We start from the raw sequence: 25,705 nt of genomic DNA, 5'->3' as shown, positions 1-25,705 counted from the left end.
GACTTCAGCATTAAAAATTTCTCCACAGTCTGGTATAATTTCGATCTTGAATGATGATGTCATACTACGAAAAGTTTGCCAAATAGATTCAAGACCATTTCCTTCCAAACTTCCTCATTCTGTCCCAAATTTGGTTAAAGAAAAATAAATCTCATTGAATATTACTTTTTTTGGGCCTAAAATTGTTTGCTGTTTTTATTCACTCTCTCAGATCCTTTCATGAAGTTTATTCTTTGGGCCATTTTTATCCTTTCCATGCTGCTTTACTCCAGCGTTTACATCTCTCCGGCCTATTTTCCTTATGCGGGACTGCTCCCCTTTCTCATTCCGTTTTTGTTGGTGATCAATCTTTTTTTTGCCATCATTCTTATCCTTTCAGGAAAAAAAATCGCCTTGATCCCCATCTTGGCTTTGGGGATAGGCTACCGTTTTTTTCTCATCACGGTTCAGTTAAATCCCGGAGAGGAGAGTACACCCGGACTCCGCGTACTCTCTTACAATGTCCACCTGTTTGATTACAAAAGAAGATTAACGGGGGAATTTGACCCAAATGTATACACCTGGCTTGCCGAACACCCTGCAGATGTCAAGGTTTTCCAGGAGTTTTATCAAGACAATACCACACCAAGCCGAGATGCCCTAAAAATAATCAGCAGAGATGGGGAATTTTATCAAAGCTATCATCCTGTAGACGGGAATAAAAACAGGAGATCCATGGGTATGGCTATTTTTTCCAAATATCCCATACTCCATGAAGGCGTAGTCTTTGATACACGGCACACCAATGGAGCCATTTTTGCGGATATTCAGGTGGGAAGAGACACGATCAGGATTTACAATACCCACCTTGAGTCGATGGCGATTCAGGCCGAATCCCTGGACAACTACGAACAAGCCAAACAGGTATACCGTCAGACCTTGGGCAAACTCCACAGGGGAAGTCTTGCCCGGGCCGAGCAGTTGGATCTGCTCTACGAACACCTGTCCAATAGTCCGCATCCCGTGATTCTCCTGGGAGATCTCAACGAAATCCCCTACTCGTTTGCTTATTTTCGACTAAGCCAACTCCTGAAAAACGCCTTCGAATCAGCGGGAAGAGGGTTTGGATTTACCTACAACAGAGTCCTGTTTTTCTTGAGGATTGATCACATTTTTGCCTCAGAAAAGTTGAAACCGGTTTTTTTCAAAACTCATAGAGAGGTTGATTATTCAGACCATTATCCCGTATCAGCTACCTTCTCTTGGGATGGACTGGAGCTTTGATTGCTTTTTTGCCTGTTTGGATTCCCATACCTTTTTGAGCGGAAATAGAAGTACGGGAAGTAAAAACATGTCTCCCAACCAGGCAAAAATCAGGGAGAAGCTGATCAAAAGTCCGGTGAAATGAGTGACCCCAAACTTGCTGAATATCAACAAAGCAAACCCTGAAACTAAAATCAAGGTGGTCAGAAAAATTGCCCTTCCCGCCTCCATGAAGGTTCTCTTTATCCCATAAAGCATACTTTTTCCCTTTTCCAGCTCCAGCTTCAGTTTGGTCATAAAGTGGATCGTATCATCCACGGCTATTCCAAAGGCTACAGTAAATAAAATGGCAGTAGTCAACTTGAAATCAATACCCAAAAGGTACATCATGCCAAGCATCCAAATCAGAGGAATGGTATTGGGGATGAGAAGAATCAAAGAAATCCGCCAGGAACGAAAAAGGAAACCGCCAATAATTCCCACAATGAGAAAAGCTACCCCCAGTCCTTTGGCCATCTGCCAGGTCACCGAGGCGTGGCCCCGATCAATCAAATAGCCTGTTCCTGTCCATCGGACCCTCAGCAAGTCGGTATCCATTTCCTCCTGCACAAAACTCAAAAGTTCAGCCCGCTTTTTCCCCATTTCCCAACTTCCCAAATCTGCTGTTCTGGAGCTGATTCTCCCCAATTTGCCATCATCTGAAAGCACCTGATTTCCTCCCCAGGAATCCAGCTGACCGAAGTAGCGCGACATCCGCTGATACTGCCCTCTGGAGGGAAAACGAAATGCAGCAACGGAACCCTGATTCTGCGCTTGATTGAGTGTCTTGACCAAACTCACCGGAGAAACAAACTGACTGCCCGGAAAAAGCTCTCCCAACTTTTCCTCGAGGGTATTCAGCTCCTCAAGAACTTCGAAATCCAAAATGGAATTAGCCTTTTCCCCGGCTTCAAGGGACAATTCCAATGGATTTGAGCCTCCATATTGCCGGTCAAAAAAAGAAAAGTCTTCCTGTATGGGGTGGTCTAAGGGAAGATTGTCCAACAAGAAACCATTGACTCGAAGCTGTGTCCCTGCCCAAAGCGCCAAGGAAGTAAGTAACAGAAAACTCCAAAAAATGGTCTTTTTGGATTTAAGGACTCCCAAAAAAAGCCTTGGAAACCACCCAAAACCGGACTGGTTTTGTTCATTGGGCCTGTTGTTGACCGGAAACAAGTAGATCAAGCCCGGGGTGAAAACCAAAATGACGAAAAAAAGAAGCAGGATTCCCAGACCGGTCCATAGCCCGAAATCCTGTAATGCTGGGATAGACGTAAAATAAAGAGACAAAAACCCCAAGGAGGTCGTCAACACGGTCAACGCTACCGCAGGAGTTAGTTCTTCAAAAGTCTGTTCTATGGCTTGGTCCTTAGATTCTGATTTTAGCTTTTTCTTCAAAAGGGAAAAATAATGGACCAAGGCACTCATCCCTACAATGAGAAACAGGGTAGGCTGCATCACTGACATGACATCCAAAGCTTTACCGGATTTCAGAATCAGGGAAAAAGTCCACAAAATTCCCAGGCATAAAACCAAAACAGGAATCACCACTCCCCACCATGACCGAAAAACTAGAATCAGCAAGAGAATGATCAACACAACGGAAGCCCCAAGAAACAAGCCGAATTCCCGCTGCATCAGCGTGACAAAATCACTTTGGGTTTGGATTTTGCCGGCTACAGCCACGGGGTCCAAGGCGTGCTTCTCCAGAACTGCCTGAATATCAGAATAAAGAGTATCTCCCTCCTCTTTGGCAATTCCTTCTTGGTTTTGGACCAAAAAGAGCAGACTTTTTCCATCTTTGGAAATCAAGGTAGAACGGAACTGATCCAAAAGCTCAGGAGAGAATTGTACTCCATCGGAAGATTCCCAGTCCAGCACTTTTTTGGTACGAAGGCCAAAGGGGCTGATCACAGGAATACCTAAGTCCAAAATCGAAATCAAGGTATCCACTTTTTCCAAATCCTGAATCTGAGATTGGGCAGTGAAGGCTTTGGTAAGAAAAGTGGAATCCTGCCAAGGCTGGTTTCCGTTTGTCAAGGCGATCAGAAGGTAATCGTTGTCTCCTCCAAAGACCGACTTATGGGTCCGGTAAAACTCCAAATCTGGATCATCTTGGGGAAAAAACTGCTCAAAGTCGTAATCAAACTTAGGCTCTGCTCTGAAAATGAGCAGCAATAAGGTGATCAGCAAGCCGAAGGTTAATGAAACAAATGCTCCTTTCTTTTTAAACATGAAGTCTTTTTTGGCACCGGGTGAAAGTGGAAATGTAACTATCCTCCATCCTACCAGCAGGGGAAGTTCAAAGTGTACAGTGGGCGGATAATCGTCCACGGACGACAGCCCACCGTCCCCTGCAACTCCAGTGGAGGTACTCCCTCCAACTTATTTTTTCACAGGTAAGGAAGCGGATATTCATCAAAGGAAATAATCCTTCTTTTAGAAAACCAATCCGGATAGGAATGTTTTAATTTTATCGAATTACTATCTTGCCACCTCAAGAATTTCCAAGACCGATTATGCAGCAGTATCACGATTTGATGAAAAAAATTCTCCGGGAAGGAGTAAAAAAGACTGACCGAACAGGCACAGGCACTTTGAGTATTTTTGGCCATCAGATGCGTTTTGATTTATCCGAAGGTTTCCCAGTGGTGACTACCAAAAAGCTGCACCTTCGATCCATCATTATTGAGCTGCTTTGGTTTCTCAAAGGAGACAGCAACATCAGCTGGCTAAAAGAAAACGGGGTATCCATCTGGGATGAGTGGGCCGACGAAAATGGGGATTTGGGTCCGGTCTATGGCTATCAATGGAGACATTGGCCGGATGGAAAAGGTGGGGAAATCGATCAGATCAAAAACCTGATTCACCAAATCAAAACCAAACCGGATAGCCGCAGACATCTGGTAAGCGCCTGGAATGTGGCCGATGTGGACCACATGGCCTTACCTCCCTGCCATACCATGTTCCAGTTTTATGTAGCTGAGGGCACACTATCCTGTCAGCTTTACCAGCGCAGCGCGGATGTGTTTTTGGGAGTCCCTTTCAACATCGCCTCGTATGCGCTGTTTACCATGATGATTGCTCAGGTATGTGATCTCAAACCGGGTGAATTTATCCATACATTTGGAGATGCCCATTTGTACCTGAACCACCTCGAGCAGGCCGAATTGCAACTGAGCAGGGACATCCGTCCTCTTCCTACGATGAAAATCAACCCGGAAGTGAAGGATATCTTTGGTTTTAAGTTTGAGGATTTTGAAATACTGGACTATCATCCTCACCCACATATCAAGGCTCCAGTCGCAGTTTAAGCATTGAGCGTTTGAAATTGAAAATTTAAATTGGGCTGAAAGGAGATTTTCAGCCCTCTCTGTTTAACTCTTACTTATCACACAATTGATGAACCCTCAGGAAAAGGAAAGACTGATTCAAGCCTATCTCCAAGCCTACAACAACCTGGATGTGGAAGGAATGATGGAAGTATTGGAAGAGGAGGTGCTGTTTGAAAATTTCTCTTCCGGGGAAAAAACTCATGCTCTCCATGGAAAAAAGGCATTCCAAGGTCAAGCTTTGGAAGCCCTATCCTACTTCTCAAGCAGAAAGCAGACGATTCAATCCATTATCCATCTGGAAGAAAAAACAGAAATAGAGATTGCCTATTGGGCCATTGCTGCAGTGGATTTTCCCAATGGAATCAAAAAAGGGCAGGAAATCCGTATGGAAGGAAAATCGATTTTTGAGTTTGGACAAAAAGGCATCACAAAAATTATGGACATAAGCTAAAACGCCCCGGATATCCACATCCGAGGCGCTTTTTTGATCAATCGGCCAGTTCGTATTTTAGCGTTCTGCCCTTTTCTACGGCAGGAAGTCCTTCAGTCATCCATAATGGTGCCGGAGCTCCCTTGAGGTAATGATCAAAGAATTGGCTGAGGCGGATAGAAAGGTCTTTAGCATTTTTTCGCTGAGTCAGGTTATGATCCTCACCGTTGTATTGAAGTAGCCAGGCTGGCTTGTTCAATCGCTTCATGGCCATGAACATTTCTATTCCCTGATACCAAGGTACAGCACCGTCTTCGTCATTGTGCATGATCAAAACAGGGGTTTGGACTCGGTCCATCATAAAAAGCGGGGAGTTTTCCAGGTAATACATCGGTTTTTCCCAAAGGGTACCACCGATTCGGGATTGGGTTTGCTCGTATTGGAACATGCGGCTCATTCCAGTACCCCAACGAATTCCTCCATAGGCAGAGGTCATGTTGACTACTGGGGCACCGGCACCAGCGGCTTTGAACATGTTGGTCTGAGTGATCAGGTAGGCCACTTGATAGCCTCCCCAGCTTTGTCCCTGAATTGCCATGTTGTCTGTATCCACGCCACCTTTGGCGATCACGGTCTGCACGCCGGGAATAATGCAATTAAAGGCACTTGGTCCCGGTAGTCCCAATTCGTACTTGATATCCGGCACAAAGACCAGGTAGTCATTGCTTACAAAAAAGGGGATATTGATTGTAGAGCGGCTTGGTGCAGGTGCACGGTAATTGTGCAGTCCGTCGCTGTTTCGCTCGTAGAAATAGACCATCATGGGATATTTTTTGGAGCGGTCAAATCCCTCAGGCTTGAACAGGAGCCCCTGAAGAGGCGTGCCATCGTTAGCCAAATAGTCTACTAACTCCACAGAACCCCACTTCACTCCAGCCTGCTGAGGATTGAGATTGGATACCTTATTCAGGTTTTTGAAGGAAAGGTCAGTCAGGTAGACATCCGGATTATCCTGATAGGAAGAACGACGAACCAATACTTGAGTGGATTCTTTGGCTTTGGTCAATCCATAGTATCGATGAGAGGACATGAGCAAAGGTTTCGGAGCGGATTTTCCTTCATAGGTTGTGGAAAAAAACCCATTTTCTTTCGTCTTTTCATGAAAAGCGGAAAGGATCAGCGTCTCTTTGGGGTCTATAAATTGCTCGTCAGATTTGAGGGCTTCTCTTCTGAAGGTAATTAGGCTACTCCTTCCCTGTCCCTGAGTCAGATTAACAGCAGCGCTTGGGTTTATGGGGTCTATTTTCCAGATATCGTAGCGGTCATTGATCAGGATGGCTGCGTCTCCTTCGATCCAGCCTTCCGAGCCATAGCTTCCCGGCAAAGAGGGAGAATCGTGAAGTTCCTCGTAAAAAGGAACAGGAATTGCAGTGGTCAGGTTAATCTTGGCCTTGGAAGCCATATCAAATGCCACCCAGGCACTATCCCTACCATCATACCAATACACGTATTTCCCAGCGGGAGACACCCTAGGAAAACCGGAAGCATTTTTTTCGATCAGAGTTTGATTTCCTGTTTTGAAATCCACCCAATACAAATCCCTGCCGATTTGGATATCCCAGCTGTAACTCCTTCGGTAGGGAGAATCAGTCCATGCCAAGGCAAAATCTTTGTTGATTTTATTCTCCAAAATGACATTATCTACCTCGTGAGTGGCTAATTGAGTGACCTCGAGACGGTTTAGATCCAATACCGCCATGTATGTTTTTTTCTGTTCATTTGCCTTATTCTTCAGCTGCATGGGCTGAATCTCCTCGTCTTGCCAGCCCCAGATATCCAGACTTACTCGCTCTTCATCCAGAATGGTGGTATCACTCTCGTAGGCGTACGCTTTGTACTCATCTGCTACCCCAAAAAAGAGTCTCGATTCATCTTCTGAAAACCGAACACTTCCATCAGGGCTGATTCTTCCGTTGGGAAACTTTACCCCAGACTTTTCCAACTGAATGCCCAAGTCCTTTTTCTTCACGTCGTACACATACAAGGTATGAAGTGGTTTTTTTGCTTTCAGTGAATCATCCGTAGCGATAAATGAAAGATAGCTGGACTGAGGAGAAAAGACCAGATTGCTGTATGTGGTCATCTTTTCGTGGATTAATCTACTCTGTCCGGTGGCCAAGTCCAGCAAATAAACCGCTGCATTGTCTTCTTTTTCCTCCTCTGCAAGAGTGTACTGAAGAAAATCCCCATTGGGAGCAAAGCCAAACGCCTTGACTCTATCAAACTCCCAGGATTCCCTGCCATCGAGCGTTCTGACCAAAAGTTTGGTACCGTCTGTCTTTTTGGGTTTTTCTTCCTTGGCCGTAGAATCAGCCTCCTCTTTTTTCTTATCCTCTTCTTTTTCAAACTGAATGGCTATCCAACTACCTTTTTCAGATGGAATCGCAAAGGATTTGACTCTAGCCAATTTTTCGATCTGTCCGGAGGCAAGATTCATCAGGAAAAGGCTATCCTTGGGCAAATCGTCCCCTTTCTTTTTCTGCAATTTCAGCAGCTTGACACTATCCTTTTGAGGTAGGATTTTCCCCACTGCGAAGGCATCATCCGGGGTAAAACTAAAACCGGAAGACCGATATACTACCGTCTTTTTACCGGGGGAAGAAGTTGAGAAAATCTCCAGCCTGCCATCTCCGTCTTGAGGAGAAATCTGGTAACCGGCAAACTTTCCGTTTTTAGTGATTTTTTCTGAAGAAAGACTCTCCCATCCATCGTAATCCGAATGGTTGAGGGATCTTTTTTGCTGGGCAAATCCATTTTGCCAAAGCAAAAAGAAAATCAAAAAGATACTCAAATTTTGTTTTGTAAACATGGGAATCGTTTATTGATTGAGAGTAAACTCTTTTTCCAAATAACCGCCTCTAGTGGATGAAAGCTGGATTTTTCCTTTCACGGCTTCTTTTCCTTGGACTTTTACCCGAAAGCTGGCCGACTTCTGCTCCCCTACTCCCGTGTAGCCGGAATAAATGGTCTTGTCATACAATTCAGGACTTACAATCTGAACTTTCGCATCTTCGTAACCTTTGGTGAGTTCCTTATCGAAACTCAAAGAAACCCGATCTTCCTGTACGATTTTGACCAATTTGGCTTGTTCCAAGGCTACAGGTAGTTTTCCTGAATTGGTCCAATCCAAGGTAATTTCAAATTCACTAGCTGCTACTTTTTGAACTTTCAGGTCGGTGATGTTCAGCTGAGGCAGTCGCTTGGCCATGGCCAGATTAAACAAGGCTTGCTTTTTGGCCCAGTCCTCCAACTGCCAAGGGGGGCCATTTTGGCCAAAAAACTTAGGGTGAAAACCGCCGATTTCCACTTCTCCCAATTGGGGATGAGTGAAAGGGGTCCAGACTTTAAAGCCTCTGCTACCATTCGCCTCGTCATCCCACATCAAACCATCGTAATCATCATAAATTCCATCCCCATCGTAGTCCTTCATGGCTCCGTTGTTCCAAAGCTCATCCCCATACCAGATGCTTCCGTAGTAGAAATAGCCAAAATCAGGTCCATGACCAAACAAAGGCTGAGGCTTAAGTGGGTCTCCGGTCATGGAATTGACCTTATAACGGGTAGCATAGGTTTCGTATACATCGCCTGCCCAGGGATAAGCAGTAAAAGAAAGCCCCAGCTCATCCATTTCTTTGTATATGGCCAAATCTTCGGGATACATCCGCTCTTCGCTTTTGGAGGTAGAGGGTGGACGCAGGTGCATGGGTACCCGGGTATCCATGGAGTTCACTACGGATATATTGGGATGGCTAAGCACCCAAAGGGCAGTAGAGCGTGTTTCTATCTCGCTTAAGGGATACTCACCGGCTCCAAACTGGGTGAATCCTCTGCCTGTGAGGTCTCCACCGGTATTGGGACGCCAGTTTTCCGGATAGTTTCTGTGAAGGTCCAAGCCTCCGATTCCGTCCTCATTGTAGTTGCCGTCTCCATCGTTGTCTATTCCTTCGGTGTACACCAGATAATCCCCTTTTCCGGGAAATGTCCTTTTCATCAATCTACCTTTGGGGTCTTTGGGGTCAATGATGAAGTTGGCTTTTTCTTTTTCTTCGGGAGTTACGGCCTTTTTCCGCATCTGATAGATAATCCCATCCCCATCCAAGTCCTCTTCAGGATCCTCATCGAGTAGCCCATCCCTGTCGGTATCGTCCGGTTTTACAGTACTTCGGTTTCTCTGCTCTGTAAAAAGGTACATGTTGGACCCATCCGGATTGTTTTGAGGCCTAAGGTAAATGGCTTTGGTATCAATCAGGGCTGTGATTTCAGGATCCTTTCCATAGTTTTCGATCAGATGTTGGGTCAGCCATAGGATGGACTCACTGGAAGTAATCTCACCTGAGTGACGTCCTCCCTCAAAATAGGCGGCCGGTTTGTCGGTGTCTTTGCCCGTTTTTTTATTCGTAAGAGTCATCTGATAAATCGGTCGTCCTTCATAGGAGTGCTCGATGATGTACAAATCCACAATATCCGGATAGGACGCAGCCCACTTTTCGTACCAGTGATACATCACATCGACGGTATGGTATTTATCAAAAGTCAGCCTCTCTCCGGGTGTATATTCCACCTCAGGAAATACTTGTTTTTTGAAGAATGAAGGGCCATGACGCTCTCCCGAAACCGTGTAGAACTTAGATTTCTCGTTTTTCTCAGGAAAAGGCTTTTCATTTTGGAAAGTCCTGACCTGACCCATGGTCATTCCGCTGAGGAATAAAAACGATGCGGTGATTGGTAAAATATGTCTCATGCTGAAGCTGGATGTTCAGCTAAAAATAAGCGGCTTCGGTGAAGGGAAGACAACCGCTCAAAAAAAAGTGCCCCTCAGAAAATGGATATGGCTAGTGAGTTCGCAGGTTGTCCGTGCAGTCAGACCGTCCCCGCTGAAATCAGTTCACTCATTTGTTGATGATTAATTCAAAGGCCGCTGGACCATATTCCTGATAGCCGGGTACCGGTTTGCAATCCGGCATTTTTCGGATCATGTAATCCAGTCTTTCTTTCAGACCTTTGTCTACCTCGCTCAAAACTTCAAAGCCGGAGATTCTACCCCTGGCATCCACTTGCAGAACAACCCTTACCTCCTCTAGGCTTTGGGATTTTTTGGTTCTGAAAAGGAAAGGTGAATAACTGTCGATCATATCCAAGGTGTACTCCGGCCAAGCCCAGTGGGAATTAAGATTTTTGGCCATTCGCTCTTCTACTGCCGTGAGGTCCGTGTAGCTCACATTTTCCTTAGATGAGGGGGGCTCATTGGATGAATTGACTTCCAGTCGACTGATTTCCAAATGATTGTATTTCACTGAAATAGGACTGACTGCAAGATATTCGGGATTTTGCTGAGCAATGGCCGCTTGATTTTCATAGGGAAGGACAAAAAGGACTAGGAAAACCGAGAAGAAAATGGAAGGAAAGGGTGATTTCATACTTAAACCAGATAGAATTCAAAAATACAGAAAATAAATTTTTAAATGCAAAAAAATGTATTTCAAAAAAAACCCGGGCAATAAAAAAGTCTTGCCAGCAGCAAGACCCTTTTCAGAATATAAACCCAAATATAACTTTAGAGATAAAAGTTTTCTAACGAAAGATGGTTTCTTCGGAAGTTTGATATTTTTCAAATTATTATGAAATTAATATTGAAAAAAACCAAATTTTCCACTGAAGGCAACCCTCAATCCCAAAGTAAAGGGATTTTCGATATAATTACAAATTGAAAAATAAATTTTGCAATATTTTGAACAATCTCTAATTTACAGCGAGATTCATTAAAAATCATCTAAATCCTCCCTTAGAAAATGGATAAAATTTTAGATATCGACAACATCGACCTAAAGATTATTTCTCTTCTCAATGAAGATGCAAAGACTCCTTACACCGAAATCGCGAAGAAAGTCTTTGTTTCCTCAGGGACTGTCCATGTGCGGATGAAGAAACTGGAGGATATGGGCGTGGTGAAAAGTGCTACGCTGAACATAGATTTTTCAAAATTGGGCTATGATATTTCCGCCTTTTTGGGAATTTACTTACAGAGAAGTTCTCTTTATGATAATGTGATTGAGAATCTCCAGGAAATTCCTGAAGTAGTTAGGGCCTATTATACCACCGGTAATTATTCCATTTTTGCCAAAATCATCTGCAGGGATACCAATCACCTCCGATTGGTATTGGATAGCATTCAGAAGGTCGACGGAATCGACCGAACAGAGACGCTCATCGTACTGGAAGAGAGTATTAACCGTCCAATTCAATTCTTTGGCAAGGAAAAGTAATCCTATTTAGATTAAATCCAGATAAAATACATTGAATGCCTACACCGGGAATGGGAGCAATACCCTTCCTGTTTTTTTTGGTATTTGTCAATGAAAAAACCTCAATTCAAGAGGATTGAATCGCTTTTTGAAACAAAGGTTCTATATGCGATAGATTTTTATGATGGCAATGAACAATATTTTTTACTGAGATGTTGTACCTTCGCAAGCAAAATGTAATTAGTCTAAATAACTCGGCAGATGAGCAAAGACAATCAGATTTTAGAAGAACTCACCTCCAAAGAATATGAACATGGTTGGTCGGTCAATTTTGAAGCCGATGAAGCTCCGGCCGGACTCAACGAAACCATCATTCGCTGGATCTCCGCAAAAAAGGAAGAACCCGAATGGCTTTTGGAATGGAGATTAAAGGCGTTTAAAACCTGGCAGAGCATGCAAGAGCCTGAATGGGCGAATGTTCGCTATCCCAAAGTTGACTTTCAGGCACTGAAATATTATTCCGCACCAAAGCAAAGTAAAACGCCCAAATCTTTGGAAGAAATAGATCCGGAACTGTTGGCGATTTATGAGCGACTGGGAATATCCCTCAACGAACAGAAGAGACTTCAGGGAATTGCAGTTGATGCGGTTTTGGACTCGGTATCCGTGGCCACTACCTTCAAAGGAACGCTTGCCAAGCTGGGGATCGTTTTCTGTTCATTTAGCGAAGCGGTAAAGGAACATCCTGAACTGGTCAAAAAATACTTGGGTTCGGTAGTGCCTATGACAGACAACTACTACGCCGCCTTGAATTCAGCTGTATTTTCCGATGGCTCTTTCTGTTACATTCCAAAGGGAGTAAGATGCCCAATGGAGCTTTCTACTTATTTCCGAATCAATGCGGCCAATACCGGTCAATTTGAACGTACGTTGATTGTGGCAGAAGATGAATCCTACGTTTCTTACCTGGAAGGATGTACTGCCCCTCAGCGAGACGAAAATCAGCTTCATGCCGCCGTGGTAGAGATTTACGCCGGAGCGCATGCCGAAGTGAAATACTCCACCGTCCAAAACTGGTTTCCAGGAGACAAGAATGGGAAAGGCGGGATTTACAACTTTGTCACCAAGCGGGGAATCTGTGCTGGAGATCATGCCAAGATATCCTGGACTCAGGTAGAAACAGGATCAGCGGTGACGTGGAAATACCCTTCCTGCATTCTTAAAGGAGATTATTCCATCGGAGAGTTTTATTCTGTAGCAGTCACCAACAATTACCAGCAGGCAGATACCGGAACCAAAATGATTCACATCGGTAAAAACACCAAATCAAGAATCGTATCCAAGGGTATTTCGGCTGGCAAATCTCAAAATTCTTATCGGGGCCAAGTCCAGGTGATGAAACGGGCTGACAATGCCAGAAATTTCTCTCAATGCGACTCCCTACTTATGGGAGACCAATGCGGGGCTCACACTTTCCCTTACATTGATATCAACAATTCCACCGCCCAGGTAGAGCACGAAGCTACCACTTCCAAAATCGGGGAGGATCAGATTTTCTATTGCAATCAGCGTGGCATTGCTACCGAAGATGCAGTGGCCCTGATCGTCAACGGATACGCTAAAGAAGTATTGAATCAACTCCCTATGGAGTTTGCTGTAGAAGCTCAGAAGCTTTTGGCGTTGACTCTTGAAGGCTCAGTGGGATAAAATTAGTTGAGATTTGAGATTAGAAATTTGAAAAAATGGGAACCATTAGCCGATTCCAAGATTTAGAAATCTGGGAAAAGTCAAGCTTGTTCTCAAAAGAAATTTTCGAATTAGCCTGGATAGGAAATTTTGAAAAAGATTTCTGTCTCAAAAATCAAATAAATGCTTCCTCCGGGTCTATCGCAGACAATATAGCCGAGGATTCGAAAGAGCTGGGAACAAAGAGTTTATCAATTTCTAAGTAGTGCCAAAGGATCTGCAGGAGAGACAAGATCTCAACTTTTCAGAGCTTTTGACAGAAGGGAATATTCAAGAACCAAAGCTTGAGGAAATGATTTCAAAAAGTTTGGAGATTTCTAAATCTCTGTCTGGATTCATCAAATATCTTAAAGAAAGTGAAATCAAAGGAAACAAGTTTAAATAGTAAAATGGTGCTTCCTGATCTCAAATTTCAAATGTCAACTATCTAATTATGCTAAGTATAAAAAATCTACATGCCGCTGTAGAAGGCACTCCAATCCTCCGTGGGATCAACTTGGAAATAAAAGCCGGCGAGGTGCATGCCATCATGGGTCCCAATGGTTCTGGAAAATCCACTTTAGCCTCCGTTTTGGCAGGAAGAGAAGAATACGAGGTCACAGAAGGGGAAGTGATTTTCCAAGGGAAAGACCTTTTGGAAATGGCTCCTGAAGTACGGGCGAGAGAAGGTGTGTTTTTGGCTTTCCAATATCCCGTGGAAATCCCGGGTGTCTCCTCTACCAATTTTCTCAGAACTGCACTCAATCAGGTCAGAGAATATCGGGGTCAGGAACCTCTGGACGCAGTGAAATTCCTGACTTTGATGAAGGAGAAGATGAAACTGGTGGAAATAGACCAGAAATTACTCAGTCGCTCACTCAATGAAGGCTTTTCGGGAGGAGAAAAGAAACGAAACGAAATTTTCCAAATGGCTATGCTGGAGCCTGTCCTTTCCATTCTGGATGAGACAGATTCAGGGCTTGATATTGATGCTTTGAGAATTGTTTCCAATGGTGTCAATAAGCTGAAATCAGACAAAACTGCCACTATTGTGGTTACCCACTATCAGCGTTTGCTGGAATACATTGTTCCTGACTATGTTCATGTGTTGTACAAGGGAAGAATTGTCAAATCAGGAACCAAAGACCTTGCCCTAGAGCTGGAAGAGAAAGGGTATGACTGGATCAAAGAAGAAGTAGATTCCGCCACAGCGGTCTAAACCCATAAACTACCATCATGAGTACCTTGACCAAACAAGATCCATTTCAACTATTGCTGGAATCCGCACCCAGTTCTTTTGCTCCAATCAGAAGTCAGGCTAAAGAAGTCTACTTGGGACTCGGTCTGCCTGCTTTGAAGGAGGAGGAGTACAAGTTTACTCCAATCACCAAAAAACTGGACGGCAAAATCAAGGATTTTAGCCCTGCAGCACCAATAGCTATTTCAAAGGATGTAATCCAATCAGCTGTTTTTGAAGGATTTGAAGGGGATATTTTGGTGTTTTCCAATGGGAAATTCCTACCCGAGCTTTCATCCCAGCCTGAAGGGCTTAGGATTACTGCTCTGTCTGAGATGGAATCCACTCCTCTGGGAAGTATTGCTAAGCCGGAAAAAGACACATTTTCTGCTCTGAATCTTTCCAGCTTTGCAGATGGGATTTTCATCGGAGTTCCAAAAAAACAGCAAGTAGCGAAGCCCGTACTCCTACTTTCCTTCAATCAAGCCCATTCCGGCCAGGTAATTCAGCCCCGTGTATGGATAGAAGTGGGGGATTTCTCTGAGGTAACATTCATTGATCAGAGCATCAGCCTGACCGAAGACTCCTATTTTGTCAACAAAGTGGTAGAAATCAAAGGAGGGCAAAATTCCCACGTGAATTATTACCGATTGCAGAACGAAAGCACCAACGCAATCGAAGTCAGCAATATTCAGACGGATATATTCCAAGATTCCAGATTTACTTCTGTCAACCTCTCCCTTTCCGGTGACATGGTCAGGAACAACCTGACTTTGAATCTTTTGGGAAGCAACTCGGAAGGAAATATGTATGGCGTCTATCTTCTAAATGGGAAAACCCATGTGGACAACCACACCAACGTGGACCACACCCTTCCCCATGCTGAGTCCAATGAGCTTTACAAAGGGATTCTCGCAGACCAAAGCCGAGGGGTATTCAATGGTAAAATTTTTGTCAGACAGGACGCTCAAAAAACCAATGCTTTCCAGCAAAACAACAATATTTTGCTTTCCGAAGACGCCATTGTCAATACCAAGCCTCAATTGGAGATTTGGGCTGATGATGTCAAGTGTTCTCATGGATGTACTGTGGGGCAATTGGACGAAGAAGCTCTATTTTATCTGAAAGCCAGAGGAATAGACAAAACTACCGCCACCGGTTTGCTTTTATATGCTTTCGCCGGTGAGGTTTTGGAGAAAATTGAAGAGGAAAGCTTCCGTTCCTATGCCATTTCCTTAATTCAGGATAGGCTGGGAAGCAAATTCTAATTTCATGAGCTTAAACATTGCATCCATCAGGGGGTTGTTTCCTGTACTTCATCAAGAAGTGCATGGAAGACCTTTGATTTATTTTGACAATGCAGCCACTACTCAAAAGCCGCAGTCTGTATTGGATTCGCTGACCAATTACTACGAGCACGACAATTCCAATATTCATCGAGGTGCGCATGCTTTGGCAGACCGGGCTACCCGATACTATGAAAATACGCGGGAAACCGTCCAAAAATTCATCCAAGCCAAGGAGTCTGCAGAAATCATTTTTACGAAGGGGACCACAGAAAGCATCAATCTTGTGGCGCAGACTTTTGGAAGAAAATTCATAGGAAAAGGGGACGAAATCCTTATTTCCACCCTTGAGCATCATTCCAATATTGTGCCCTGGCAAATGCTCTGTGAAGAAAAAGAGGCCATTTTAAAAGTCATACCGATCACTGATTCCGGTGAGGTGATTTGGGAAGAATTTGAAAAGCTGCTTTCTCCAAAAACCAAGATGGTGAGTATAGTTCATGCCTCCAATGCCTTGGGAACGATCAATCCGGTAAAAAAAATCATTGATGCAGCTCATGAAGTGGGTGCAAAAGTCCTTTTGGACGGAGCACAATCCACCTCTCACTTGGAAGTAAATGTCCAAGACTTGGACTGCGATTTCTTGGCATTTTCGGCCCACAAACTATACGGGCCTACTGGACTGGGTATTTTGTACGGGAAAAGAGAAGTTTTGGAAGAAATGCCTCCTTTTTTGGGAGGTGGAGAAATGATCAAAGAGGTTACGTTTGAAAAAACGACCTACAACGATATTCCATTCAAATTCGAAGCTGGAACCCCAAACATCGCGGATGTCATTGCATTCAAGACCTCCTTGGATTTTATCCAAAGTCTAAAAAAATCGCGCATCAAAGCCCATGAGGATGAACTCTTGGCCTATGCCAATGAATTGATGCTGCCAATCAAGGGATTCATACCCGTTGGGACCGCAGAGGAAAAAGTTTCGGTATTGTCTTTCAATATTCAGGGGATGCATCCTTTTGATGTAGGTCAAATGCTCGATGCCAGAGGTATTGCTGTCCGCACCGGACACCATTGTACCCAACCTTTGATGAAACGATTGGGATTGGAGGGAACTGTTCGGGCTTCTTTTGCCGTTTACAATACCAAATCGGAAATTGAATCCCTGGCCGAAGGAGTAGAACGAATCGCGAGACTGAAAAACAAATGAGCATTCAAGAAATTCAAGACGAAATCGTATCTGAATTTAAAGTATTGGGAGATGATCGGGAATCCACCATCTTCTACATCATGGAATTGGGTGGATCACTTGAAGCTTTTCCGGAATCCGAACGAAAGGAACAAAACATCATCAAAGGCTGTCAGTCCAAAGTTTGGCTGATCGCCGATGAAGAAGACGGAAAAGTACACTACCAGGCAGACTCCAACACCGATATTACCAAAGGGCTGATTTCGCTATTGATCCGAGTCTTGGACAGGCAAAAGCCCGAGGCGATTTTATCAGCCAATCTGGACTTTATCGATCGGATTGGGATGGGAAATATCATCGGAAGCCAACGATCCAACGGTTTAGCTGCAATGATCAAACAAATGAAACTCTACGCTTTGGCCTTTCAAACCAAGCAAAATGCCTGATATGGAATCAACTAATCCAGCTGAAAGCACTACCCAAGTAGAAAATCTTCGGGACAAAGTAGTCCAGGCGATCAAGCAGGTCTATGATCCTGAAATCCCAGTAGACGTGTACGAGCTTGGGCTGATCTACGAAATCACCTTGTACCCGGTGAACAATGTCTATGTGCAGATGACCCTGACTTCGCCGAATTGCCCTTCCGCGGAATATATTCCCAGTGAGGTGAAGGACAAAATCCAACAAATCCAAGGGATCAACAACGTGGAAGTAGAGGTGACTTTTGATCCCCCCTACTCCCAAGACATGATGTCCGAAGCAGCAAAACTTGAATTAGGATTTCTTTAACCCTAAAAATAAACTGCAAATACATATGTACCCTGAAGAACTCATCGCTCCCATGCGGGCAGAATTATCCACTGTAGGATTCAAGGAATTCAGAACTGCTGAGCAAGTAGCTGAGCACTTGGGTCCCAATCACAAAGGCACCACTCTCGTTGTGGTCAATTCAGTATGCGGCTGCGCAGCAGGTGCAGCAAGACCGGGGGTTCGTTATGCCCTGGAAAACGCTGCCAAAAAGCCCAGCAACCTGGCCACAGTTTTTGCAGGAAATGACAGAGAAGCAGTAGCCAAGGTAAGGGAATTAGTGTTGCCTTACCCGCCATCCTCTCCAGCAATGGCCCTTTTCAAAGACGGGGAATTGGTTCATTTCATTGAAAGACACCATATCGAAGGCAGAAATGCCAAAATGATCGGAGATCATTTGGTGGAGGTGTTCGAACACTTCTGCGAGTAAAACTAGCCCTTAGGGGCTTTTTTTTTGATCCAAAAGTGGTTTTATGGAATCAATAAGGTGAGTCTATGGGATTGCACACTTTCAATCCGTTCATTCCCAAATGCTTAACCCTATCCCTGATTTCCTCGTAATCCTTTGCATAATTATCCTTCTACTCAAGGAATAAAATCCATAAAAAATCATCGGTTTTATTAACTTAAGCCCGATTTTAAAGTTTTACGCTTAATAAAAATCCAAACAAACGAGATATGTCTGAATCCGCCAAGTTGTCCTACAACGGACAAGATTTTGAGTTTCCGGTAACTATCGGCACTGAGAACGAACCTGCTATTGATATTGCCAAACTTCGCAGTGCCACAGGTCTAATCACTCTGGACCCGGGATATAAAAATACTGGAGCCACCACAAGTGCCATTACTTTTTTGGACGGAGAGCAGGGAATCCTCCGATATAGAGGATACAGAATTGAAGACCTGGCAGAAAAATCCAGCTTCATTGAAGTGGCTTACCTGTTGATCTATGGTGAACTCCCTACTCAAAAGCAATTTGAAGGCTTCACTAAAGAAATCACCTACCATACCCTGGTACACGAAGATATCAAGAAGATTCTGGACGGTTTTCCTTCCAATGCACACCCCATGGGGGTCCTTTCCTCCCTGATATGCTCTCTTTCTGCGTTCTATCCTGATTCTCTCAACCCCAATAGAAGTCAGGAAGAAACCAACCTCAGCATCATTCGCCTGATCGCCAAAATGCCGACTTTCGCAGCTTGGGCTTACAAAAACAAAATGGGACATCCGGTCAATTACCCGGACAATTCTTTGGACTACTGTTCCAATTTCCTGAAAATGATGTTTGCCCTTCCTGCTGAAAAGTATGAAGTAGACCCTGTAGTCGCCAAAGCCTTGGATTCCCTATTGATTCTTCATGCCGACCATGAGCAAAACTGCTCCACCTCTACCGTGAGGATTGTTGGTTCTTCCCAGGCTTCCATCTATGCATCCATTTCTGCCGGTATCAATGCCCTTTGGGGCCCTCTTCACGGAGGTGCCAACCAGTCAGTCATTGAAATGCTCGAAGCCATCAAAGCTGACGGTGGCGACGCCAAAAAATACCTGGACAAAGCAAAAGATAAAAACGATCCTTTCCGACTGATGGGATTTGGTCACCGAGTTTACAAAAACTTTGACCCTCGAGCCAAAATCATTAAGAAAGCTGCTGATGATGTATTGGAAAAATTAGGCGTGAGTGATCCGGTCCTTGACATTGCCAAAGAACTGGAACTGGCTGCCTTAAGTGATCCTTACTTTGTAGAGCGAAAACTTTATCCAAACGTAGATTTCTACTCCGGAATCATCTATCGCGCTTTGGGCATCCCTACTGATATGTTCACGGTGATGTTTGCCTTGGGACGTCTCCCGGGCTGGATTGCTCAGTGGAAGGAAATGAGAGAAAACGGTGAACCAATCGGACGTCCAAGACAAGTCTACACCGGAGCTACCGAAAGGGACTACGTAAGTCTGAACAAACGATAAAAAAGAAAAACCGGTATAGTGCCGGTTTTTTTGTCTTCCTCCTTTTCTGGTATCAGGATTGGTAGCAAATTTGGAAACTCAAATTACATTTCTCAGTTTTCATGAAACCAACTACACTGGACGAGGCCATGAGCCTTACCAAAAAATTCACTTCCAGACCTACCAACGAGGAATTACTCAAGCTTTATGGCCTATACAAGCAGGCTACAGAAGGAGACAATGAAGGAGAAAGGCCCGGAGGTTTTGACTTTAAAGCGGCTGCCAAATACATGGCTTGGCTAAATTTCAAGGGGATGAGCAAGGAAGATGCGACTGCCGCCTACCTGGACCTGGTCGAGCAGCTGGCCAGCAAATACCTAGCTTGATTCAGCTTATCAGGTATCAAGAGTCCTTTGGAGTAAACCCAAAGGACTTTTTTGGTAAAAAGCTTGGCATGGGCTGAGAATTCCGCTTGCTGACCGAAAGGGAGGCGAAAGAAATGGTGCTTACTTAGTGGTCCGGCGAGAAAAGTATCCAGCCAACATACTTCCCAAAATCAACTGCTGAATGTGATAAAGCATGACAGGCAGAAGCACTAAGCCCAATAAAGCCGCATCTGGAAAGATAACTTTTCCAATCACCACGCCGTGTACCAAGGATTTTTTTGAACCGCAAAACAAAGCCGTAATTCTATCCTGAACACCAAATCCGAGAATTCCAGAGGCTACCCATATCACCGCTATGGAGAACACAAAAATCCCAAGCATCGTCAAGGCCAAAAGTACCAAGGTAGAGGCAGAATAGGGAGAAAATATGCCTTGGGCAAAGGACTCCGAGAAGGAAGTAAATACTATAATCATTATCACGATCTGATCCACATACTTCAATCTGCTCAGGTGATTTTTCAACTTCGGAAAAAGAACTCCATGAAGCAAAACCCCAAAGACCACCGGTAAGATCACTTTGAAGCAAAGCTCCAGAAAAGTAGGAAGGAAATCTACTTGGGTCCCTGTAGTCTCCGCCAAAACTCCCATCCATGCCGGAGTAATCACCACACCCAGCAAGCTGGAAATACTGGCATTGAATATGGCCCCGGGGATATTTCCTCCCGCAATGGATACCATCACTACCGAAGCACTCACCGTCGACGGCAAAGCTGAAAGATAACTTATACCCAAAATAAAATCCTCTTTCACCCAGGGGGCAATCAATAGTAGGGTCAGGACTAAAATTGGAAAGAACAGAAAGGTAGCCACCTGGATCAATAGGTGGAGTTTCCAATTGGACAAGCCTGATTTGATTTGGTCCGGATTAAGCTTGACTCCATAGAAGAAAAAAACCAAGGCTATGCCCCCGTTGATCAGCGGTTTCCAAGGCACACCAGCTTCTTCAGATCCCCATTCGGGAATCAGATAAGCCAGTCCTATGGCAGCAAAGATGCCCAACAAAAACCCGTTGATTCCGACTTTGGACAGGATTTGGAGCAGCTTGATTTTCATTGGAGTGAAATGCGTATGAAATTATCACAGAGGATTGCTGTTGCAATTGCCACATTCAATGATTCTGCTCGACCAAACCCCGGAATGGTTACTTTTTCGGTGACCCAATGTCCTGATTCCTGAGAAATTCCCTTGGACTCATTGCCCATTAGAATCACTCCCGGCAAGGCATTTTGAAGAGTATGGATGTTTTTTCCATCCAAAAACGCGCCATAGACCGGTTGCCTCCACCGAGCAAATACCTCTCCCAAATTTTCATAAAAAAACTCCACCCGGGTAAAGGAACCCATGGTGGCCTGAATGACTTTTGGATTATAAAATTCTGCCGTTTGGGGAGAAAAGACCAGGCGCTTGATACCATACCAGTCTGCGATCCGAATGATTGTCCCCAGATTTCCGGGGTCTCTCACCTCATCCAAAGCCAAGGTCCACTCTCCTGCAGCAGGAGAAAAAGCACGATTTTCCTTCATTTTGACCACGGCAAGGGCAGAATCATTGGATTGATACTGCCCCAACTGCTCCAATTGATTTTGGGTTATCCGTTCTATCTTCCCGGTGAAGAATTGGAGTGGAGTCCCATGTTTCTGCTCAAAAGCCTCCGTGATCAATAGCATTTCTATCAAAAAATCCGAATCCAGGACCTCTAAAACACTCTTTTCTCCTTCTACAAAGAACATCCCTGACTCGGTACGGTATTTTTTTTGATGTAAGGATTTTATAAACTTAACCGTATTTTTGCTCAGCATCCTTTCCGATTATTCCGAATTTGAAATCCTCCAAATATATACTTTTTATTGCTCTGCTTGGAATCAGTTTTGGCTGTTCGCTGACCCGAAACTTAGAAGAAAACCAGTATGTGCTATATGAAAATAAACTGGAAGGGGTGGAAAAAGCAGATGAAGAAGCCCTGTACAATCTGCTGGACCAAGAGCCAAACACCCGATTTTTAGGTACTTCTCTGGGAGTCAGTATTTACAGACTGGGAAACAAGTTTTACGACAGTTTGGAAATTGCCGAAAAGCTCAGCGAGTACAAAAAAGAAAAGCAGGAATTGGAGGCAGGACTTGAGTCGGACCCCAAAAACAACAAGCTGGAAAAGCGGGAGGAAAAGGTTAATTCCAAAATTGAAGGCTTGGAAAAGAAACTTCAATACGGGAATGCGCTCATGCGTACTGGAAATCCGGTCACCCTTTTGGACAGCAGCCTTACCCAGAAATCCTCCACCAATTTGGAAGCCTATTTGGTCAATCACGGCTTTTTCGAAGCCAAAGTCGATTATGAGGTCAAGGTTAAAAATCAAAAGGCTACCGTAATCTACCAAATCAATGAGAAAGAACCCTACCGCATCGACTCCCTTCAGTATCGCCCTTCGAGTGATGAGGTAGAAGCCCTGCTCCAAGCCAATCGGGGAAAAACTTTTCTGAACAAAGGGAATATTTATGTACAGGATGACATCATCAAAGAAAGAAATAGAATCGAAGAAGTGCTGAAAAACAACGGCTACTTTATGTTTTCGAAATCCTACATCAACTATGTCGTCTACAAGGATACTGCAAAAAAAATAGTAAACGTAGAACGAATCATCCTCGATCCCACCTTTGCTGAGAATCATCAGGCCTACACCATAGATTCCATTACCTTCCGAATCAATGCCCCAAGCAATCAATTCACAGATCAGCGAGTTCAGAGAAATTACGATGGAATTGATTTTTCTTTTTATCGGGATCGATATTCCGAAAAAGTCCTTTCGTCGCGAATCCTTCTGCGTGAGGGCACTACCTACAGCCGAACCAATGCCATCGAAACCCAAAGACTGCTCAGTAATCTGGACCTGTTTCGATTTGTCAATATCACTTTCGACACCTTAGGGACTAAACTGCGGGCAGATATCATCACCCAACCCAACCAAAAATACCAGTTGACCAATCAGGCCGGTTTGACCATCACCGAACAGCTGCCCGGCCCCTTCTTCAGTACCGCACTTCGAAACAGAAACTTCTTTCGGGCCGGGGAAATCCTTGAATTTAATTTCAGAGCTGGATTGGAGGGGGTAGCTTCCGCTACAGGCCAAGGGGTCTATCAAAGCAGCGAGGTAAATGCAGGTTTTGCGGTGATTTTCCCGAGATTTTTAATTCCTTTCGCTCCATTTACCCTTGAAAAATTCGGAAAATACAACCCCAATACCCGGACCCAATTTGGATACAACTATACCAACAGACCTGAATACACCCGAAATTCGGTCAATGGTAAGCTATCCTACAACTGGCAAACCCGGGATAGCCGACAGATTTTCATCTTCAACCTAGCAGACATCTCCTATGTCAGGACCCCAAGAATTCAGGATGAATTTGGTGAAATCCTGCTTCAGCTGCAACAGGAAGGCAACAACCTAATCTGGTCTTTCCTACCCTCTTTTGTCAGTAGTATTTCCGGACAGACCATTATCAATTTCAACAAATACGGGGACTTTAATACAAAAAAGGCCTCACTCCTCAAGCTGTTTGTAGAAAGCGGGGGGACTTCCCTCAATTTTTTCGACGTATCCAGCAACGACGAGCCCGGGATCGAGTTTGCGAATTTTCAATGGCTAAAAACTCAAGTAGACTTCAGAAGGTACTACCCAGTCAATAAAAAACAGACCTTTGCTTATCGGTTTAACTTCGGGTGGGCAATGCCTTATGGCGTCAGTGCAGGAATTTTACCCTATGAGAAATACTTCTTTGCCGGAGGCGGGACCAGTATTCGAGCTTGGCAAGCCCGGAGATTGGGACCGGGAAGTTCTATTCCTCAGACAGGTGAAGGTGGGGAATACGACTATACCAACGAACAGCCCGCAGAAATGATCCTGGAGTCTATGCTGGAATACCGCAGGAATCTCTTCGGATATTTCGATATGGCACTGTTCATAGACGCAGGAAATAGCTGGATGATTGGTGTGGATTCGGCCAGGCCTGGAGCGGATTTTCGTTGGGACAGGTTTTATAAAGAAATTGCCGTAGGAGCCGGAATAGGACTTAGGATGGATTTTGATTTCTTGGTCATTCGACTGGATTTGGCCACCAAAGCCGTGGATCCCTCCAAACCCGAGGGAGAACGGTGGGTCTTTGACAATGTTTCCTTCAGAAGTCCTTTTGGAAGAAGAGGACAAACAGTACTTAACTTTGGGATAGGATATCCTTTCTAATCAGTATGAGAAAATCAAAAGAGGAAGTAGCGGACATTTACCGAAGGATGCAAGACCACATCTGCAAGGAATTAACGCTTGCAGACGGTCAGGGACAATTTCGGGAAGATGCATGGGAAAGACCTGAAGGCGGAGGCGGCCGTACTCGAATCTTCGAAGGTGGGAAAATCATCGAAAAAGGAGGAGTGGCTTTTTCTGCCGTTCACGGTCCTACTCCCGAGAAAATCCTTCAAAAGTTGGGATTGGAAAAGGCGGAGTTTTTTGCCACTGGGGTATCCATCGTCCTCCACCCCTTCAATCCTCACGTGCCGATTATCCATATGAATATTCGTTTTTTTGAAATGGACAATGGTGTGCACTGGTTTGGAGGAGGCATAGACCTTACTCCTCACTATATCGTCCCTGAGGATGCAAAACATTTCCATTCCGAAGTAAAAAAGGTTTGTGATACTTTCGACTCGGGCTATTACCCCAAGTTCAAATCCTGGGCAGATGATTATTTCTTCCTCAAACATCGAAACGAAACCCGTGGAATAGGCGGAATCTTCTATGATCGGATGAGTGCCCGATCAGATGGGGAATTTCAGCATCTCCTGGATTTTTCTCTGGCCATCGGAAAGCTTTTCCCTGAAGTGTATGGCTTTTTTATGAAAAAAAATCACCCTCGGTCCTTTGGTGATCCAGAGAAAGCCTGGCAGAACCTCCGAAGAGGACGTTATGTGGAATTTAATCTGGTTTGGGATTCCGGTACCAAGTTCGGTCTGGATACCAATGGACGCACTGAAAGTATTCTGATGAGTATGCCACCCCATGCCTGCTGGGAATATATGCATCAGACTCCAGCCGGAAGTGCTGAGGAGTTTACCCAATTGCACCTAAAAAAAGGGATGGACTGGCTAAGCTTCCCTATATGATAGAAAGAATCAAAGCATGGGATGAGAAGCTCTTTCTCCAGCTAAATTCCTACCATTTTGACTGGCTGGACCCCATTATGTTTCAGCTCACCCAAACCTTCACCTGGGTTCCCTTATTTGCTTTTTTGATTTATATAATTTACAGATTGGACCCCAAAAACAGTTGGTGGATATTTGGCGGAATCATGCTTTGTGTATTGATCGCCGACCAGTTCACTTCTGGTTTTTTAAAGCCCCTCATGGAAAGGTTACGACCTTGCCACGATCCCAGATGGGAAGGGCAAATGCACAATTATGGCCGTTGTGGAGGCTTGTATGGGTTCGTATCCTCCCATGCTGCCAATACGTTTGCCGTAGCTACTTTTCTTAATCTCAAGCTTGGAAGCAGGATGAAGTACCTCAAGTGGCTCTTTCTTTATGCTGTCTTGGTGAGCTACACCCGGATCTATTTGGGTGTCCACTACCCTTTTGACATCATTTTAGGAGCAGGAATTGGTGTGATTGTAGCCTTCCTAGTCTGGTTCTTTATTGTTTTTGTAAAAAGAGAATTGGTAAAGCGTGTTCTGAAATAA

Annotated in this window: 23 protein-coding genes; 17 read left to right on the top strand and 6 right to left on the bottom strand. The window is 44.4% G+C overall.

From position 1 onward, the window contains the following. Positions 1-219: 219 nt before the first annotated feature. Positions 220-1,263, top strand: coding sequence for an endonuclease/exonuclease/phosphatase family protein (locus tag AAA943_RS10645; protein ID WP_338224226.1), 1,044 nt, complete (start codon positions 220-222; stop codon positions 1,261-1,263). Here the strand turns inward: AAA943_RS10645 and AAA943_RS10640 are convergent. Then, a complete protein-coding gene (locus AAA943_RS10640) occupies positions 1,228-3,516 on the bottom strand; it encodes an efflux RND transporter permease subunit (protein ID WP_338224225.1) in 2,289 nt (762 codons plus the stop codon). The genes AAA943_RS10645 and AAA943_RS10640 overlap by 36 nt on opposite strands. A gap of 284 nt (positions 3,517-3,800) precedes the next feature. On the opposite strand from AAA943_RS10640, the gene AAA943_RS10635 reads away from it, so the two are divergent. After that, a complete protein-coding gene (locus AAA943_RS10635; protein WP_338224224.1) occupies positions 3,801-4,595 on the top strand; it encodes a thymidylate synthase in 795 nt (264 codons plus the stop codon). A gap of 88 nt (positions 4,596-4,683) precedes the next feature. After that, positions 4,684-5,067 (top strand): nuclear transport factor 2 family protein, encoded by a 384-nt coding sequence (locus tag AAA943_RS10630; RefSeq protein WP_338224223.1) that lies wholly within the window; start codon positions 4,684-4,686, stop codon positions 5,065-5,067. Between the two features lie 37 nt (positions 5,068-5,104). Here AAA943_RS10630 and AAA943_RS10625 read toward each other — a convergent pair whose 3' ends face one another. From AAA943_RS10625 to AAA943_RS10615, 3 genes are all read right to left on the bottom strand, one after another. After that, the gene (locus AAA943_RS10625) at positions 5,105-7,915 is read right to left on the bottom strand and encodes a S9 family peptidase (RefSeq protein ID WP_338224222.1); all 2,811 of its coding nucleotides are present in this window, start codon (positions 7,913-7,915) and stop codon (positions 5,105-5,107) included. A gap of 9 nt (positions 7,916-7,924) precedes the next feature. Further along, a complete protein-coding gene (locus AAA943_RS10620; protein ID WP_338224221.1) occupies positions 7,925-9,847 on the bottom strand; it encodes a M14 family metallopeptidase in 1,923 nt (640 codons plus the stop codon). A 148-nt stretch (positions 9,848-9,995) separates the two neighbouring features. Beyond that, the gene (locus AAA943_RS10615) at positions 9,996-10,523 is read right to left on the bottom strand and encodes a hypothetical protein (RefSeq protein ID WP_338224220.1); all 528 of its coding nucleotides are present in this window, start codon (positions 10,521-10,523) and stop codon (positions 9,996-9,998) included. 372 nt (positions 10,524-10,895) lie between these two features. On the opposite strand from AAA943_RS10615, the gene AAA943_RS10610 reads away from it, so the two are divergent. The 11 genes from AAA943_RS10610 (at position 10,896) to AAA943_RS10560 (ending at position 19,922) form a co-directional block, all read left to right on the top strand. Continuing rightward, on the top strand, positions 10,896-11,369 hold the full coding sequence (locus tag AAA943_RS10610) for an Lrp/AsnC ligand binding domain-containing protein (protein ID WP_338224219.1): 474 nt from the start codon (positions 10,896-10,898) through the stop codon (positions 11,367-11,369). 240 nt (positions 11,370-11,609) lie between these two features. Continuing rightward, complete coding sequence (sufB, locus tag AAA943_RS10605) at positions 11,610-13,055, top strand: Fe-S cluster assembly protein SufB (RefSeq protein WP_338224218.1); 1,446 nt, start codon at positions 11,610-11,612, stop codon at positions 13,053-13,055. A gap of 35 nt (positions 13,056-13,090) precedes the next feature. Then, positions 13,091-13,300 (top strand): four helix bundle protein, encoded by a 210-nt coding sequence (locus tag AAA943_RS10600; protein WP_338224217.1) that lies wholly within the window; start codon positions 13,091-13,093, stop codon positions 13,298-13,300. Between the two features lie 227 nt (positions 13,301-13,527). Continuing rightward, positions 13,528-14,292: a Fe-S cluster assembly ATPase SufC gene (gene sufC, locus AAA943_RS10595; protein ID WP_338224216.1), complete on the top strand. Its 765-nt coding sequence runs from the start codon at positions 13,528-13,530 to the stop codon at positions 14,290-14,292. 17 nt (positions 14,293-14,309) lie between these two features. After that, positions 14,310-15,578, top strand: a complete 1,269-nt coding sequence (sufD, locus tag AAA943_RS10590; RefSeq protein ID WP_338224215.1) for a Fe-S cluster assembly protein SufD — start codon at positions 14,310-14,312, stop codon at positions 15,576-15,578. Positions 15,579-15,582: 4 nt separating this feature from the next. Next, positions 15,583-16,806: a SufS family cysteine desulfurase gene (locus AAA943_RS10585; RefSeq protein WP_338224214.1), complete on the top strand. Its 1,224-nt coding sequence runs from the start codon at positions 15,583-15,585 to the stop codon at positions 16,804-16,806. Further along, complete coding sequence (locus AAA943_RS10580) at positions 16,803-17,231, top strand: SufE family protein (RefSeq protein ID WP_338224213.1); 429 nt, start codon at positions 16,803-16,805, stop codon at positions 17,229-17,231. Before AAA943_RS10585 ends, AAA943_RS10580 begins: the two co-directional genes overlap by 4 nt. A gap of 1 nt (position 17,232) precedes the next feature. Next, complete coding sequence (locus AAA943_RS10575; protein ID WP_338224212.1) at positions 17,233-17,574, top strand: iron-sulfur cluster assembly protein; 342 nt, start codon at positions 17,233-17,235, stop codon at positions 17,572-17,574. 25 nt (positions 17,575-17,599) lie between these two features. Further along, the gene (locus tag AAA943_RS10570) at positions 17,600-18,022 is read left to right on the top strand and encodes a BrxA/BrxB family bacilliredoxin (RefSeq protein ID WP_338224211.1); all 423 of its coding nucleotides are present in this window, start codon (positions 17,600-17,602) and stop codon (positions 18,020-18,022) included. 248 nt (positions 18,023-18,270) lie between these two features. Beyond that, a complete protein-coding gene (locus tag AAA943_RS10565; RefSeq protein ID WP_338224210.1) occupies positions 18,271-19,557 on the top strand; it encodes a citrate synthase in 1,287 nt (428 codons plus the stop codon). A gap of 101 nt (positions 19,558-19,658) precedes the next feature. Further along, a complete protein-coding gene (locus AAA943_RS10560) occupies positions 19,659-19,922 on the top strand; it encodes an acyl-CoA-binding protein (protein ID WP_338224209.1) in 264 nt (87 codons plus the stop codon). A 120-nt stretch (positions 19,923-20,042) separates the two neighbouring features. Here the strand turns inward: AAA943_RS10560 and AAA943_RS10555 are convergent, their stop codons facing one another. Beyond that, a complete protein-coding gene (locus AAA943_RS10555; protein WP_338224208.1) occupies positions 20,043-21,035 on the bottom strand; it encodes a bile acid:sodium symporter family protein in 993 nt (330 codons plus the stop codon). Next, a complete protein-coding gene (locus AAA943_RS10550; protein WP_338224207.1) occupies positions 21,032-21,781 on the bottom strand; it encodes a TrmH family RNA methyltransferase in 750 nt (249 codons plus the stop codon). Before AAA943_RS10550 ends, AAA943_RS10555 begins: the two co-directional genes overlap by 4 nt. Positions 21,782-21,801: 20 nt before the next feature. On the opposite strand from AAA943_RS10550, the gene tamL reads away from it, so the two are divergent. Genes tamL through AAA943_RS10535 form a run of 3 tightly spaced genes read left to right on the top strand, consistent with a single transcriptional unit; the run spans position 21,802 to position 25,705 of the window. Next, entirely contained in the window at positions 21,802-24,219 is a 2,418-nt protein-coding gene (gene tamL, locus AAA943_RS10545; RefSeq protein WP_338224206.1) for a translocation and assembly module lipoprotein TamL, read from the top strand. A gap of 5 nt (positions 24,220-24,224) precedes the next feature. Beyond that, complete coding sequence (gene hemF / locus AAA943_RS10540) at positions 24,225-25,133, top strand: oxygen-dependent coproporphyrinogen oxidase (protein ID WP_338224205.1); 909 nt, start codon at positions 24,225-24,227, stop codon at positions 25,131-25,133. Continuing rightward, complete coding sequence (locus AAA943_RS10535; RefSeq protein ID WP_338224204.1) at positions 25,130-25,705, top strand: phosphatase PAP2 family protein; 576 nt, start codon at positions 25,130-25,132, stop codon at positions 25,703-25,705. The genes hemF and AAA943_RS10535 overlap by 4 nt, the downstream gene beginning before the upstream one ends.

It is taken from the genome of Algoriphagus confluentis (genome assembly GCF_036245625.1).
GTDB lineage: Bacteria > Bacteroidota > Bacteroidia > Cytophagales > Cyclobacteriaceae > Algoriphagus > Algoriphagus confluentis.
The sequence above is the reverse complement of the archived record's forward strand: the minus strand, read 5'-3'. Positions and strand labels throughout refer to the sequence as shown.